Origin of the sequence: Arthrobacter sp. S41 (assembly GCF_004320535.1) — a bacterium.
Lineage (GTDB): Bacteria > Actinomycetota > Actinomycetes > Actinomycetales > Micrococcaceae > Glutamicibacter.
Genome location: NZ_SIHY01000003.1, coordinates 112471 through 127731 on the forward strand (window position 1 = coordinate 112471; position 15261 = coordinate 127731).

The 15261-nt window shown below is 54.3% G+C and carries 12 protein-coding genes; 6 read left to right on the top strand and 6 right to left on the bottom strand.

What is annotated here, in order from left to right; translation table 11 throughout:
* The first annotated feature begins 101 nt into the window (after nt 1-101).
* Nucleotides 102-1397 carry a tRNA guanosine(34) transglycosylase Tgt gene (tgt, locus tag EYR88_RS14550; RefSeq protein WP_131090489.1) on the top strand — a complete coding sequence of 432 codons (1296 nt, stop codon included), beginning with the start codon at nt 102-104 and terminating at the stop codon, nt 1395-1397.
* Between the two features lie 72 nt (nt 1398-1469).
* Here the strand turns inward: tgt and EYR88_RS14555 are convergent, their stop codons facing one another.
* The 4 genes from EYR88_RS14555 to EYR88_RS14570 form a co-directional block, all read right to left on the bottom strand.
* Nucleotides 1470-1925 (bottom strand): GNAT family N-acetyltransferase, encoded by a 456-nt coding sequence (locus EYR88_RS14555; RefSeq protein WP_131090490.1) that lies wholly within the window; start codon nt 1923-1925, stop codon nt 1470-1472.
* A 9-nt stretch (nt 1926-1934) separates the two neighbouring features.
* Entirely contained in the window at nt 1935-3536 is a 1602-nt protein-coding gene (locus EYR88_RS14560; protein ID WP_131090491.1) for a DUF6297 family protein, read from the bottom strand.
* Nucleotides 3526-4221 (bottom strand): ABC transporter ATP-binding protein, encoded by a 696-nt coding sequence (locus tag EYR88_RS14565; RefSeq protein ID WP_131090492.1) that lies wholly within the window; start codon nt 4219-4221, stop codon nt 3526-3528. The genes EYR88_RS14560 and EYR88_RS14565 overlap by 11 nt, the downstream gene beginning before the upstream one ends.
* Nucleotides 4222-4286: 65 nt before the next feature.
* Nucleotides 4287-4997, bottom strand: coding sequence for a queuosine precursor transporter (locus EYR88_RS14570; RefSeq protein WP_131090493.1), 711 nt, complete (start codon nt 4995-4997; stop codon nt 4287-4289).
* Between the two features lie 404 nt (nt 4998-5401).
* Here EYR88_RS14570 and EYR88_RS14575 point away from each other — a divergent pair, with 404 nt between their 5' ends.
* The 5 genes from EYR88_RS14575 (at nt 5402) to EYR88_RS14595 (ending at nt 12171) form a co-directional block, all read left to right on the top strand.
* Nucleotides 5402-6058, top strand: coding sequence for a TetR/AcrR family transcriptional regulator (locus tag EYR88_RS14575; RefSeq protein WP_165477392.1), 657 nt, complete (start codon nt 5402-5404; stop codon nt 6056-6058).
* 124 nt (nt 6059-6182) lie between these two features.
* Nucleotides 6183-6797, top strand: a complete 615-nt coding sequence (locus EYR88_RS14580) for a hypothetical protein (RefSeq protein WP_131090495.1) — start codon at nt 6183-6185, stop codon at nt 6795-6797.
* Between the two features lie 34 nt (nt 6798-6831).
* Nucleotides 6832-7653, top strand: a complete 822-nt coding sequence (locus EYR88_RS14585) for a hydroxymethylpyrimidine/phosphomethylpyrimidine kinase (protein WP_131090496.1) — start codon at nt 6832-6834, stop codon at nt 7651-7653.
* Nucleotides 7654-8025: 372 nt separating this feature from the next.
* Nucleotides 8026-8514 (top strand): FBP domain-containing protein, encoded by a 489-nt coding sequence (locus tag EYR88_RS14590; protein ID WP_131090497.1) that lies wholly within the window; start codon nt 8026-8028, stop codon nt 8512-8514.
* A gap of 369 nt (nt 8515-8883) precedes the next feature.
* Nucleotides 8884-12171, top strand: a complete 3288-nt coding sequence (locus tag EYR88_RS14595) for a S8 family serine peptidase (protein WP_131090498.1) — start codon at nt 8884-8886, stop codon at nt 12169-12171.
* A gap of 89 nt (nt 12172-12260) precedes the next feature.
* Here EYR88_RS14595 and EYR88_RS14600 read toward each other — a convergent pair whose 3' ends face one another.
* Together EYR88_RS14600 and EYR88_RS14605 are read right to left on the bottom strand one after the other, a co-directional pair.
* On the bottom strand, nt 12261-13514 hold the full coding sequence (locus EYR88_RS14600) for a glycoside hydrolase family 3 N-terminal domain-containing protein (protein ID WP_131090499.1): 1254 nt from the start codon (nt 13512-13514) through the stop codon (nt 12261-12263).
* A 69-nt stretch (nt 13515-13583) separates the two neighbouring features.
* Nucleotides 13584-14909, bottom strand: coding sequence for a Y-family DNA polymerase (locus EYR88_RS14605; protein ID WP_131090500.1), 1326 nt, complete (start codon nt 14907-14909; stop codon nt 13584-13586).
* Nucleotides 14910-15261 lie beyond the last annotated feature (352 nt).

Below are 15261 nucleotides of genomic sequence, written 5' to 3' on the forward strand. Positions count from 1 at the left end.
ACCACCCATTATTCGCTCATTGCCATGTGAGGGGCTAGGTTTGTGGGCACTTTGACATTGTCGTTTTCCTCACCGGCGCGTTAATACGGCACACTTGGTACGTGCCCGAAAAGAACTTTGACCCCAGCTCCCCGCATGCCCGCCAAGAAGAATTTGGCTTTGAAGTCGGAACCCGACTCACTGCACCCGACGGCTCCCCAATGTTGGGTCGCACCGGCGTGATCCGCACGCCACACGGCGAAATCAAAACTCCTGCGTTCATTGCGGTGGGTACTAAAGCTACCGTCAAGGCGGTGACTCCCGCTCAGGTTAAAGAGCTTGGCGCTCAAGCAGTTTTGTCTAATGCTTACCACCTCTACTTGCAGCCCGGTGCGGACATCTTGGATGAAGCTGGCGGACTAGGTCAGTTCATGGGCTGGGACGGCCCTACCTTCACCGACTCCGGTGGATTCCAGGTTATGTCCTTGGGCTCAGGGTTCAAGAAGGTCATCGATATGAAGTCCGTTGACCAGTCAGGTCCGGATGACGCGGTAGCACCAGGCAAAGAACGCTTGGCTAACGTTGATGAGGAGGGTGTCTGGTTTAAGTCCCATCTTGATGGCACCAAGCACCGTTTCTCTCCAGAGATTTCCATGAATGTTCAGCACCAGATTGGAGCGGACATCATGTTCGCTTTTGATGAGCTGACCACTTTGCAGAATTCGCGCGGCTACCAGATTGAGTCCTTGGAGCGCACCCGTCGCTGGGCTGAGCGCTGCATCGCCGAGCACTTCTCACTAACTGATAACCGTGCGGGCAAGGAATATCAGGCACTCTTCGGCGTCATCCAGGGTGCACAGTATGAAGACCTTCGTCGCAAGGCCTGCCAGGATCTTGGAGCCATGGCCTTTGATGGTTTTGGTATTGGTGGAGCCTTGGAAAAGGAAAACCTTGGAACCATCGTAGGTTGGTGCGCCGAGGAACTTCCCGAAAACAAGCCTCGCCACCTGCTGGGGATCTCCGAGCCGGATGACATCTTTACTGCCATTGAAAACGGTGCAGATACCTTTGACTGCGTTTCGCCAACTCGTGTGGCGCGCAACTCGGCGTTTTACACCCCGTGGGGCCGCTTCAATCTTTCCGGTGCCCGCTACAAGCGTGATTTCACCCCACTGGTTGAAGACTGCGATTGCTACACCTGCCAGAACTTCACCCGCGCCTACATTCACCACCTATTCAAGGGCAAGGAACTACTCAGCCACACGCTGATTTCCATCCACAACGAGCACTTCACCGTTAGTTTGGTTGAATCTGCCCGCCAGGCGTTGGAAGATGGCACCTTCTTTAATCTCAAGGATAAGGTCTTGGCTAGCTACTACGCTGGCAAGCCGGATCCCCAGGGTCAGCCGGTGGCATAGTAGTCGGATAACAATTAAAAAGGGTGCTCATTTTCCGCCGTCAGGCGGGAAATGAGCACCCTTTGTCATGTTCTAGGCTGAGGCAGTCGCCGCTCGTCTAATCATCGGCAAGTGCATGATTCCGTCATCATCAAAGTCTTCGCCACATCGTTCAAATCCGAATTTTCCATACCAGTCTTCCAACTGGGTTTGAGCGCCGAGATGAATCTGAACGTCCGGGCGGCACATAAAAACAGCTTGCTTCATCAGCGTTCCGGCCAGTCCTCGACCCCGTGCTTCCGCCTTCGTAGCAACACGGCCGATATGCGGGTTTTCACCGTGAATATCAAGAATTCGTACGGTGCACAATAAGTCGCCGTCCTCCCATGCGCCCAGGTGCAGGGTTCCTTGAACGAGGTCCAGACCATCCAAATCCGGGTAAGAAGAACGCTGCTCAACAATAAAAACGTGCGTACGCAGTTTGAGCAACGCATACAGCTGCTCAGTGCTGAGGTCTTCCGGCTTATGAATTGAAATTTCTACGCTCATCTTCTGATCCTATCCGCGTAAACCTGCGTACGCCCGTCCGAGAAATGGTCGTAGGGCCCGGAGAGCAAATAGCACGGAAATTCCCCACAGCGGCCAACCAATTCCGGTTTCAGGACTGAGCACTAAAGCAAAGAGCGGCGCGTAAGTGGCCACCGCTGGAATTAAGGTGGACGCTTCATTCATCAGAACCATGACCACTGTTGTATCGCTGGTGGAGCCACCTAACAGGCTCTCCCAGTCGCGTTCTTTACGTTGCGCATGACCTAGGCTGGCTGCTGCCCCGCCAAGGGAGCCGACGATCACTGCTGCACCCCACAACCAGAAATTGCTCAGCTGAACGACGCCCAGCAATGCCAGTCCCCCAGTGAGCGTGGTCAACGCGATCACGCAATAGAAAACTGCAAAAAGTACCGCTGTTCGTTGTAGCTTAACCGCAGATTGTCCCAGGTGTTGTGTCAGTTGCGGCTGCGAGATCAAAGGCGAAATAGTTCCAGCTACGTTTATCGTCAGCAACAAACACAGCACGAGGTAAAACAGCAGAGCGCTCAGCGGGTTGGCCACCTGTTCAACAGTCGCAACCAGTGCCATGACCATCACCAGATACCCCAGCGTTGCATGCCAGCGCCCGCCTCGCAGTAAACGCAACACCAGAATGCGCCAGGCCACCGGCAGTCGGGAAGCAAGCTTGTTCCCACGACGTCGCCTGCGACCAATTGAAGCCGAAGATGGCTCCACGGCGCCTCTGGTATCTGCTTGCATCGCAGAGCCCAAGGCCAAGCGTTGATGCTCGCCGGCTACGCGCATGTCGCGCGCCCCGATCCTTGGGCTGCGTTTCCATGCCCACCAAGTACTGAGCACACTCAAGCACAGCAAACCGATTGCGGCAGGAGCCCATGCAGATAACCGGAGCACAGAGCTCGACGCACCTTCGAAGACACTTATTGCCCACGGAATCTTCACCTGAAGCAAGAACCAGAATGCTGCAAGGACAACTATGGCGGCCACGATGCAGCGTCCCAGCCAGCGTTGTGCACGTGGTTGCAGCCCGTAGCTTTGCAACACAACCGCAAGGCTGGTCAAGAGCACTCCGGATAATGCAAAACTAATCAGTGCGTAAAGGGCTACCAGCGGTTCATAAGCACCGACCAAACCAAACATGACAATCAGCCAAAGCACCCCTACAAAACTGCTGGTCAGCAATCCAGACAGTAGTGCGCTTCGAATCGATCGGCCGAGAATGGGCCTGGTGCTAATTGGTAACGGCAGCCACCAGTCCGCCTTGGCAGCATTCACGCCTACAGGCCCTAGGTATAAAAACAGCCGTAGAACGCAGATGGCGCTGAGTATGAGCAGTACCGGCGACAGCTCTTGCAAACTCCATACCGTCCACGGTGTCTGTACGTGAGCTACCGTCTGCCCAAGAAGAGCAAAGATGAGGCCAAAGATCGCGCTGAAAAGATATGCCAAAGCAACAACCGCGGCCAGCACCCATACATAGACATCAGAGAAGTGATCAAAGCGTTCTGAAAAGTTGCGCCGTCGCTTTGCGCGGTTGAGCAACTGCTGCGGATCAAATTTGTTTTCCTGCAGAAGTTTTTCTCTAGCGTTCAAGCCACTGCGCTCCGGCCTCGGAGTGAAGGGCTTCACCTTGATCTTCGTTCAGCAAGAAGGCGTGGTTCAAACAGTGACGCAGCATCTGCGGATCGTGGGTCACTACTAGAAGTGTCGTCCCGGAACCTCTGAGTACGGCCAATCGATCATAGAGTTTCTGCCGGATACGCAGATCTAAACGTTGCTCCGGTTCATCAAGGATCATCAGCTGTGCAGGCCGAATGAGTGTCGCCGCCAACAGCACCTTGCGACGCTGGCCGGAGGAGAGCTCGCTGGGCAGTAGCCCGGCCACTTGTTGTAGCTCAAAAAACTCCAGCTCTTCACTGACGCTTTGTTTCCAAGAGTTCAGATTGTGGCCGCGAGCCACCAATTCAAGGTGTTCAGCAACGGTGAGTTCTTCAAAAAACGCTCCATCGGTGATCTGGACAGCGACATGCTGGCGGAAGGCTAGCGAGTCCTCGTTCACGGGCAGACCTAGAAATTCGACAGTGCCTTGCACCGGCGATAGGTGTCCAAGGATGGTGCGCACCAACGTAGATTTGCCACTACCGTTGGCTCCAATGATTCCCACCCCGTCGCCTGCGGAAACCTGCAGATCTAGCGGACCACAAATGACGCGTTGTTGGTAGCCAATAATCAGCTCGCGTGCTTCCAAGACAATCTTGGTGCTCTGACCTGTCTGCATGCTTGTAACGTTATCCCGCTACAACCACAAAGGGCATCGTCCTCGCGGATGATGCCCTTTGTTCACTACTTAGCGTTTACGGCTTGGATGTAGCCTGGTTCGCGTTGCTTGAACCATTTGATGACCAGCGAAGTCATCGGTACAAGAATGATTTCGACAGCTGTCTTATAGACAAAACCGACCACTACGTAGTTGATGAAGTTCGGCGCATCGGTAATGCCAATGACCGGTGCGGCGACAGAGCAGAAAATCAGGGTATCGAGGAATTCGCCGACGCCGCTGGAACCAATTAGTCGTCCAATGAGCCCACGCTCCCCGGTACGTTCCTTGAGTTTGACCAGCACCCACGAGTTAGCAAACTGTCCAACCAAGAAGCCGCAGGCCGAAGCGAGAACGATCTGCCAGATTGGGCCCAGCGTGCGTTCGAGTGCTTCTTGACCGTCGTAGAACTCGGCGGATGGTAGTTGGATCATGATCCAGAAGGAGAACACCGCAAAGATGGCGAGTGCGAAGGTGAGAATAATTGACCGCCGTGCAGCCTTTAGCCCGTATACCTCGGAAATAACGTCGCCGAGAATGTAGGCCAACGGAAAGAGAAAGAATCCTCCGTCGGTGATGATTGGGCCAAAGCTTACGCCTTTGGATGCACCGATGTTTGAGAGGATCACGATGGCACCCATCAGGGTGAGCACCGTGGAAAAGTATGGTGACCCCGCTGAAGCAAAGACCGCTTTATTGGCTTTGGTCAGGTTGTTTTCGGCGTTGTTCGCGCCCATGTAGTTGTCCTTGTCAAAAGTGGTTCGCCAGAACTTCGTCGCGAAGGCATGCTCGTACCTCAAAGGAATGGGTGGAGTTTCATGCCAGCGCGCGGTTCCGCTGTATTAGCACTTACCTAGCAAGTATCCCATGCTGACGGCCCTCGACTTAGGAACGCTTGAACGTGCAACTTAGTTTTCGAACCATTAGATCTCAAAATTCCGCATCTCATCTGGCATTCTTCGAAACAGTAAATCGAGGAATCTACTCCCCTAGTGATTGCCCTCGCTTGCATCCGCATGAAAGTTTTAGTTTTTTGAACGCGTTCAATAAATGCTAGAATCAACTCCATTAGCTTCCGTTCGAAAGGCTCAAGAGCATCCAACCGCGCACTGAAAAAGGTCGACAGACGCAGGCCAAACTTTTGGCGACTGCCTTGGACTGTTTTGCCATTGAGGGATACCGCGCATCAAGCATGCGGGTCATCGCTGCCAATGCTGGGGTAGCGCTTTCACATGCGTACTACTACTTCGAGTCCAAAGAAGACATCGTCGCGCAGCTGCTGCTGAACCTACGCAATGAGCAATTGCGGTTGTGCCAAGACGGGCTCGATGAGGGCAATACCTTAGAAACCAACATTCGCATCGTGCTGGAAGCTGGCGTGCAATCCTTGGCTCCCTATCATGAGTTCGGGCCGGCGTTTTTGAAGCTTTTGCTTTCTGGCGAGCATGCCAATGAAGAAGTAACCAAAATTGAACTGATGATGTGGGAACAGGCTGTTGGTGGCGCTCGGCCTTTGCCTCCCCTAGGTATCCGCCGAGATCTCCCCCGGTTCTTGCTACTTGTTGCGCGGCAGGTGTTCACCGCGTGGGCCTTTGACCAGTCCCCTGAGCAACGACGTTCACATACGCTGATCAAAAATTTGGCACCTGTGGTCGCTAAATTTGCAGTGCTTTGCCGTCTGCCCGTAGTCCGTTCCCTCTTTGAAGACATTCTGTCTCTCATTGATCCGAAAACCGCTGGCAAGATGGAAACGGATCATTCGGTGAGCTCGGCGCTAAAGCGGTCTAAAGCTTCCTAGATATCGGCTGTCCTCGCTGACAGAGAAATCCTAGAAACACAGTTGAGTATTGCCCAGTTTTTAGGCGTAAAGTCAGTGATGCCGATAGGTGACCCCTAGCGATTCAAAAGGAGAACGCAGCACTATGAGCGGAACTGCGCGAGCACTACCAGGTTGGACCAGCGGCTACGCATTATTGCGTGATCGTATTGCGTCTTTCCCTAACCAGCAGGAAATTCGTTCAGTGAATCAAAACGGCGACGACGTAGAGATCCTTCGTTACTGGCCTGATGATTCATGGACCGCCCCGTCCGATGCACAGCGTTTGATCTTCTTGGGCCCAGCTAATGACAGCACCGTCGCAAAGTTACAGGGCGAGGGCTGGGAGCAAAGTGCAACCATGCACTTGCTAGCTGGTAAGCCAGAAGATGTAGAACAAGTCGTCAAGCTGGCGGACACCTCAGGGCTTTTTGAAGCTCCCATGGAAAACTATGATGTTGTCGAGGTGACCGACTTTGACCGCCCGGTCGCCCGCGGACGAATGCACTTTGGTGCAACGTACGGTCTGCTCAGCGACCCGGACTTGTTCTCTCCCGATGATCCAGATGTCGCCCGCCGCGCGGTACTGGCCAACTTGGCCGGATCCGCTTTCAGCCATGGACTGCCTTGGCTACTGATGGTAGCTACGCAAGAGCATGCTGCTAGCTTGCCTGAAGGTTGGTCCAAAGCGACCACGCTGACTTTCTGGCAGCACAACTAACCGTTCGAAATCCGTACTACATTCAATTGAGACTATGACTAATACAAACATTGTTGCTCCAGCCATAACCTTGACTATCGCAGGTTCCGAAGCCACCGGCGGTGCAGGTGCTCAGGCCGATTTGAAGACTTTCCAGGAACTGGGAACCTACGGCATCGTTGCCCTGACTTGCATTGTCTCCTTTGATCCTAAGGATTCGTGGAACCACCGCTTTGTGCCAGTCGATCAGCAGGTCATTGCAGATCAGCTCGAAGCAATCCAAACTTGCTACGAAGACAAGTTGAGCACCGTCAAGCTCGGCATGATGGGTTCACCAGCAACCATCAACACCGTGGCCACCGCATTGAAGTCCCAGAAGTGGGACAACGTTTTGCTGGACCCAGTTTTGATCTGCAAGGGTCAGGAACCTGGCCACGCACTGGATACCGACGAAGCGTTGAAGGCCGAACTGCTGCCATTAGCTACCTTCGTGACCCCAAACCACTTTGAAGCAGAACAGCTTTCCGGACTGAAGATCAGCACCGAAGAAGATCTGGTCGAAGCAACCAAGAAGATTCACGAAATCTCCGGCGCTGCAGTATTGGCCAAGGGTGGGGTACGCATCGCTGGCGAAGACGCTATTGATGTCTTCTACGACGGCACAACCCTAGAAATTCTTCGCGAAAAGAAGATCGGCGAAGTCGCCGTTTCAGGTGCTGGTTGCTCACTGGCAGCAGCCGTGACCGCGGAGCTCGCCAAGGGCGCTACCGCGCTGGAAGCTGCCCGCACGGCTAAGGCCTTTGTTACCGAGGGCATTCGCAACCGCGTTTCGGGAAACACCCCATTTGATGCCTTGTGGCAGGGTGGACGCCGCTAAGCCCGGGGTCAAAACCTGATTCACCATGGTGCCGGTCGCATTCATTATTGAATGCGACCGGCACCACGTTTAAGCGTGATCACGCTCATTGGCAAGTTTCGATCACTCTTGCTACGGTTGCTTTAGAACATTTATTTCGATGCGTGAATAGGTCACGGGAAAGGGCGGTCGGCTATGCAAGCCACTTTGACGCTCCACCCGTTCGTCTGCGCGTCGAACGGGGTTAGCTAGAAAGTCTCCCGCCAAAGGTTTAGGCCTGCGGGCTTTGATTGGCGCACCCGCATCTTTTTTACGTTGCAGACCTCAGTCTCCCTTTTTTGACTAAAACTTCCGTGCGCCCTTTTTCTGTGCGCGGATAATTTGAGGATTATCATGCAGCCATTGACCGAAAAAATCATTCGCTCATCTTTCGTTAACGCCACCCGCCAAGAAGCAAAGCGACTGACGCTTCCAGAGAACTTCGCCACCCTGGACTGGGATTCCATGGAGTACTTGGGTTGGCGAGATTCCAAGTTGCAGCAGCGCGGTTACCTGTTCCACACCGATAGTTCAGGAAACACCCGTGGCATCTTGTTGCGCCCAGCAAGTGGCGAGCGCAAGCCGACCAACGTCACCATGTGCGAGATGTGCCGAGACGTCAACATTCCTGTTGCCGTGGGCATGTGGACCACACGCAAAGCTGGACAGGCCGGACGTGACGGTGACACCTTGGGCACCTTGATTTGCCTGAACTTCGAATGCTCACGCAATGTGCGCATTCCACCTCCAAAAAATCCGATCTACCCGGATCCAATGGTGGTTGTTGCCGAACGCATCGAGCTACTCGACGAGCGAGTTCATAGCTTCTTGAACCGCCTCTAACCACGGCTCATAGCATCTAGGTTCACCTCGATGGACCAACAACAAACCCGCCTAGCATTAGCCAACTGCTGAGTAACAATGCGTCTATTTTTTCTAAAAAATCGACGCGCTCGGTCGCTAACGCTGGGCGGGTTTGTCGCGGTGGTGCGCGGATTTTATTGTGAAACCGCCAAGCCACGCACGATACCGTTTACAGAAAATTATTCAACAACCCCTTGATATATGCTGTGGGTCACCTAGGATTCCTAGCTATAGGCCCTCGTACTAGCGGACGTGGGCCTCGGACGATCATCAAAGCTCGCACCGCTTTGCCATTTTCGCCCGCCCATGACGGGAGCACTACCGCTATCCAGCCCAGCTAGGAGAATCATGGTCACTCGGCGCACGCAACGAGTGCCGCGTCTGATCTTGGGGTCAGCCACTGCACTTGCAATGGCTGTCACCTTGTCAGGACCGGCAAGTGCAGCAGGTATCCCCCAACCAGCAGATGGCGAACAAGCTTTCTCGCTACCAATTAGCGACACCCAGGCGCTATCAAAACTGAAGGTTTCAGGGCCACTAGCTAAGGCCAGCGGCAAGGTATCCGTCTTTGTCCAATTTGAGGGCGACGGAGCATTTGAAACCGTCAAAAAATCAGGCAAGAAAAAAGATGCTGCCAAGGTAAAGAAGATGGACAAGGACGTTAAGGCCAAGGGCAAGCAGCTCGCCGCCGAGTCCAAGTCTTCAATCATCTACACCACCCACAATGCATTGCAGGGTGTGGCGCTGACCGGTGACGCGGATAATCTGCGAAAGCTCGCTGAACGTAGTGACGTAGCAAAAATCAGTTCCATCGTTCCAAAGAAGCCTTCCAACCGCTCGTCGGTCGTTGATACCGGGGCCTTGGAATCTTGGAAGTCCTTGGACAAGACCGGTAAAGGCGTCAAGGTAGCTGTACTGGATACCGGCGTTGATTACACCCACGCAAGCTTCGGTGGGCCAGGTACCTTGGAAGCCTATAAGCAAGCCCAAGCATCAACGGAACTTCCTTCTGCAGAATCAAAACTGCGCGACGGCGATAAGTTCATTGGTGGCTGGGACCTTGTTGGCGATGACTACAACGCTAACGATGCCGATGACACCTACCAGCCGATTCCGCACCCAGACCCCAACCCATTGGACTGTGAAGCAGCCGGCCACGGTTCCCACGTTGCGGGCACCACCGCAGGCTACGGCGTAAACGCAGATGGTTCCACCTTCACCGGAAAATACTCGGACCTTGATGCCAAGGCCCTATCAGAGATGAAAGTTGGCCCCGGCTCCGCTCCGGAAGCACAGCTCATCGGCATTCGCGTCTTTGGCTGTTCCGGCTCCTCATCGGTAGTGGGCCAGGCACTGGATTACGTTCTGGATCCCAACGGTGACGGCGATTTCTCCGACCGCGCCCAGGTAGTGAACATGTCTTTGGGTTCAGATCACTCACCTACCGAGGATCCGGAAAACGACATTGTTGATGCCCTGACCAAGGCCGGCATCCTCTCGGTAGTAGCCTCGGGTAACGCAGGAGATGTCACCGACGTCGGCGGTTCGCCAGGTAACTCGCGATCCTCACTGACCGTAGCCAACTCGGTAGGCTCACACGTCACCCTGGATAAAATCCAGATTGATGGACCAAGTGATGTTGCCGGTTCGGCCTCCGGACAGTACTCCGCAAACTTCAACTACACCAAGGCTGATGCTGCTGCGCTCTCGGGCGATGTAGTTATGGCCCCGGCTGGCAATGAATTTGGTTGCGAGCCATTCGAAGCAGGTTCTCTGGAAGGCAAGTGGGTTTGGCTCAAGTGGAGCGAGAACGGCGAATTCCCTTGTGGATCCGGCGCTCGCTTCAACAACGCTGAAGCCGCCGGTGCCACCGGAGTGCTCTTGGATTCCGAGGCTAACCTCTTCGACGCTGGCATTGCCGGTAACGCTACGATCCCAGGTGCTCAGTTCACTTTGGATCAGTCCGAAAAATTGCGTCCAGCTGCTGAAGCCGGAACGTTGAAGGTTACCCTGTCCCCTGATTTTGTTGGAGCCTCCTCCAGCGAATCAGGAGCAGGTGACACGCTGAACTCCTCATCATCGCGTGGCGTACACGGCACCAACGGTGTGGTGAAGCCAGACGTAGCAGCCCCAGGTACGCAGATTAGCTCGGTAGGCGTCGGAACCGGCACAGGTACCGCAGTCATGTCGGGCACCTCGATGGCTACCCCACTGGTTGCAGGTATCGCAGCTCTGGTTCTTCAGGACAGCGACTACACCCCGTACCAGGCTAAGAGCGTCATCATGAATACCGCTGCCACCGATATCAAGGCAGCCAATGGCGAAGCTTATGGACCAAACCGTGTGGGTGCTGGCCGAGTGATGGCCGATGCTGCATTGGATACTCCAGCATTTGCCTACGATTCTGAAGCACCGGATCTGACCAGCGTGGTCTTTGGCGTGATTGAGCTTGACGGTAAGAAGGGCTACTCCGCACAGCGCAAGATCACCGTGAAGAACACCAGCGACAAGGCTCAGACCTACAAGGCTGACTACGTAGCTGCAACCCAGATCCCGGGCGCAAGCTACACCTTGGATCAAAACAGCGTTACTGTCCCAGCTGGCGGCACCGCCGAGTTGACGGTGACCTTGAAGGTTGATCCGCAGCAGTGGACTAAGACCATCGATCCAACGATGGAAACCACTCAGTCCGGTTTGGCTCGCACGTGGATTGCCGACACTACCGGTCGCGTTGAGCTGACCAGCAGTGACGCTCCAACCTTGCGTGTTCCTGTACAGGCTGCTCCAAAGCTGACCTCGGATATGTCCGGGTCGGTCAAGAAGCTGAAGAAGGGTTCTAACACCACCTCGCTGAAGCTCAAGGGCAAGGACATCACCGCTGGTGAAGGCGCTACCGAGGTTACCTCGTTGCTTGGTGCCTTTGAACTTGGTGCTTCCAGCGATCGCGGCGACGCTTCGCTGGATGCCATTCCTGCAGCACGTTCCATGGACCTGCAGTACGTCGGTGCATCAAGCACTGCACCTCGTACCGGTGTGGCCGATGGTCAGTTGAACATCGGTATTTCCACTTGGGAGAACTGGGCTCACCTAGCCGGTGGCACCGAGCTGGACGTTGAGATTGATACCAATAGCGATGGCAAGGCAGACTTTGTCACCTTCACCACCGTGATGGACGAGATTGATCTGGATCTGGCAGCAACCTTCGATCTGGCGACCGGCGAACAGGTTGATCTTCAGCCAGTGAACGGTGTGCTTGGCGATGTTGATGCCAACACCTTTGACACCAATACGGCAATCCTGCCAGTCTCCCTCTCGGCCCTTGGCCTGGATGAAGATGCTGCAGATATCTCCTACCGTGTCCTTGGCTACACCTGGTACAACACCGATGACGGTGGCTCCATGGTTCCGGTAGATCAGACCGACTGGATCAACTTCAACGTGGCAACCCCACAGGTTGATTTTGGTGCAGAAGGTTCACTGCTTACCGACCTAAAGGGCAACACGATTCCGGTCACCGTAGCCGACAGCGCCAAGGCTTCCAAGGCACTGCTGCTGCACCTGCACAACGCTGATACCAAGCGTGCCCAGGTACTGGATATCGTTTCCGGTAACACCGGAAAGCCGAAGAGCAACTAGTCTTCAGTTTTCCCTAGACCGGGTCCGGGGCACTTTCCTAGCGAGTAGGAAAGTGCCCCGGACCTTTTTAATGCCACGGTTTTTCTCAGCTAGCCAGCTTGGTCTAATTTAGCTTCCAGAATCAGCACTGCCGCTTCACGAACTTGGTCGGCGAACTTCTTTTCCTCGTTAGCTTCTTTGGCTAACGCTTTAGCCATGGTGATCGCCGGGCTAGATTTGACGCACAGTGGCACGGTGCCGCCGGCGGCTACAAACTTCACTGCGCGCTGACCGACCGCTACCTGCGCCACTTGTTTGGCTTCGCACAGATCATCGGAAATCACCACACCCTGATAACCCAGTTTTTGGCGCAGCAGACCGGTGATGACCTTCTTTGAAAACGGCGCTTCGTTCTGCGCATCATTTTTTGTGTAGCGGGCGTTGGAGATCATGACCCACGAGTTACCCTGGCTAATCGCCTGCTTAAAGGGTTCAAGATCGGTGGCGTCTGCACCGATCTCGGTGTCCGTGACACCACTGGAGGTATCGGTATTTTTGGCCACCCTGCCCAGTCCTGGGAAGTGCTTAACTACCGGCTGCACTCCGGCGTCATTCAACGCGTCGTTCACTGTGCCGATGGCTTGAGAAACTTCGCCGGCAGTATTGCCATACTGTCGCCCGAAATAACCGATCGGTGCGTTGCTGGTGCCAACTTTGGCTGGAACCACATCGGCGACCGGTGCGAGGTTTACATTGATGCCAGCCTCAGCAAGCTCCGCGCCGACTTTTTTGATGTTCGTGGCCTGTTTGCCCGAGGACCATTGGCCTTGCTGCGCGGCGGCCGGCAGATTGGTAAAACCTGTCCCCTGCAGGACCCGAACAAATCCACCTTCTTGATCGGTGGCCACCCACACCGGTAAATCATCGGGGACATTGGATTTCAGGCGCTTGGTGATGATAGCGGTTCGCGCCGCTGTTTTTTTCACCGAGAGTTGCGAACGTCCGCGCAAGAAAACATTGGTGATGCCCTGTTTCTCCATGGCTTTCAGTTCAGTGCTACTGGCACCCGTGGCAGGGACTCCAGCCATCACCAGGCTGGCCGTTTGTTGCTCAACGGACAGTTGATCAACAAGTTCCTCGGCCTGTTCACGAGACGTAGGCGCCTGCGGTGTTTGGGCAGCGGCGGAGCTACTTTGGGTGCTGTCCTCAGAGGACGTTGCTGATGGTGCAGATCCATTGTTACTTGAAGAGCTGGCTTTTGGAGAGCTCTGCGTACTGGTCTCGGAACTTGGCGAACTGCAACTGGTCAGCATGAGCATGGCAAGCATTCCCAGCGACATGAGCTGTCTGACGTGAGGGGTCATAACTTCATCCTCTCACCGTGATCTGCAAGGATACCGAATGTCTTCAGCCAGAATTCCGCTCTGGACGGTTCAGGCACGAACTTCTAGTAGTTCATCCCATTCGGTGGTGTAGCGCTGAGAGATATGTTCACGTTTCATTGTCCAGGTAGGGCTTTGCGCCAAGCCCGCAGGGCCTAGACCAATGGATTTCGCGCCAAATCGAGCTGAAATATCTTGGACTACCGAGGAGACATTTTTCTGTTCTGTCTCATCGTGCTCATCACCCATGTCAAAAAGATCAAGTTGTTTTTCACCCGGTGAATCGCTGAGGCCAGAGAGGATCACTCCTCCACGCACGTAGTCCGTCCCCGGCTGCATAAGATCACCCATGGCCGCGATAGCCAGCTTGCTAAGCAGAATCGGATCTCTGGTTGGCCGCGGTAGGCGCACTTGCGCGCTCGGGAATGAAGCCTCACCTTGAGCAAAGCGGCTGGTGCCTGCAGTGACGGTGAGTAAGGTGGCGTAGCGTCCTTCGCGGGCCAGCCTGCTCGCGGCCTTCTGCGCATAGATGGACATAACTTCTTCCATCGCTTCACGGGTGCGTACTGGGGAAGAGAAAGATCGAGTGAACATAACTTGTCCGCGGTCGGCTCGCTCTTCAATCGGGCCAATGCAGCGCTGACCATTAAGTTCAAAAACCGTACGCTGCAAAACCACTGAAAACTTCTTGCGGATTAACAACGGGTCAGCCGCCTTGAGATCCGCGATTGTCTCTATGCCCATGGACGCCAACTTGGCACCAGATTTACGTCCAACTCCCCAGACATCAGTGACGGGCACCCGGGTGAGAATGTTTTCTAAAACCTGCTGATCCATGAGGCCTTGGACGCAGACCCCGTTGAGCCCTGCATTGTGTTTTGCAATGTGGTTGGAGAGCTTTGCCAATGTTTTGGTGGAGGAAACACCAACGCAGACCGGGACCCCAATGGTCTTATCGATAGCCGTGCGGATGTGTGCTGCGGTTTTACGCACCTGCTCTAGGTTTCCTTCCAACCCGATGAACGATTCATCGATGGAATACACCTCGTGCCAAGTTCCAAAACGTCCCAGTAGTTCCATCACGCGAGCGGACATGTCGCCATAGAGTTCGTAGTTGCTGGAGCGCACGGCTAGGTTATGGCTCTCCATCAAACGCTGAATCTTGAAGAATGGTTCTCCGGTAGCAATTCCCAGATCTTTGGCTTCTTGGGAACGGGCAACTACGCAGCCGTCGTTATTAGAGAGCACCACCACGGGACGATTGCGCAATGAATAGTCAAAGGCGCGTTCGCAAGAGACATAAAAATTATTAACGTCCACGAGAGACACATGGTCAGTGTGTTGGTAAACGTTGTTATCGCTTCCGTTGAAGTTCATCTGATCCCATCTCAGCGTTGATCATTCAATAACGCGCTTAATGTCAGAACAAAACTTTCGAAAAATAATCTGCCATACTCAAATCATAGAACGTTTGTTCCATTACATGCTAACTACAAGCTAACGATTCGACACCTACAGCGAGCTGATTGAGGCTCACACCAGCACAGATCTCGATGAGCCTTCACCGGGCACTATTTTTCGGTCCAGATCCTTTGTATGCCTACCAAGTGGATCCTGCGACTGAACCACCGCTGCGTTCAGATTCCATCGCAGCACGAAGGTTCACTTGCCCGCCATTGGGCGTCGCAACTAGGATTTTTGGATCCGACTGGGGGTGCATGAAGCGGAT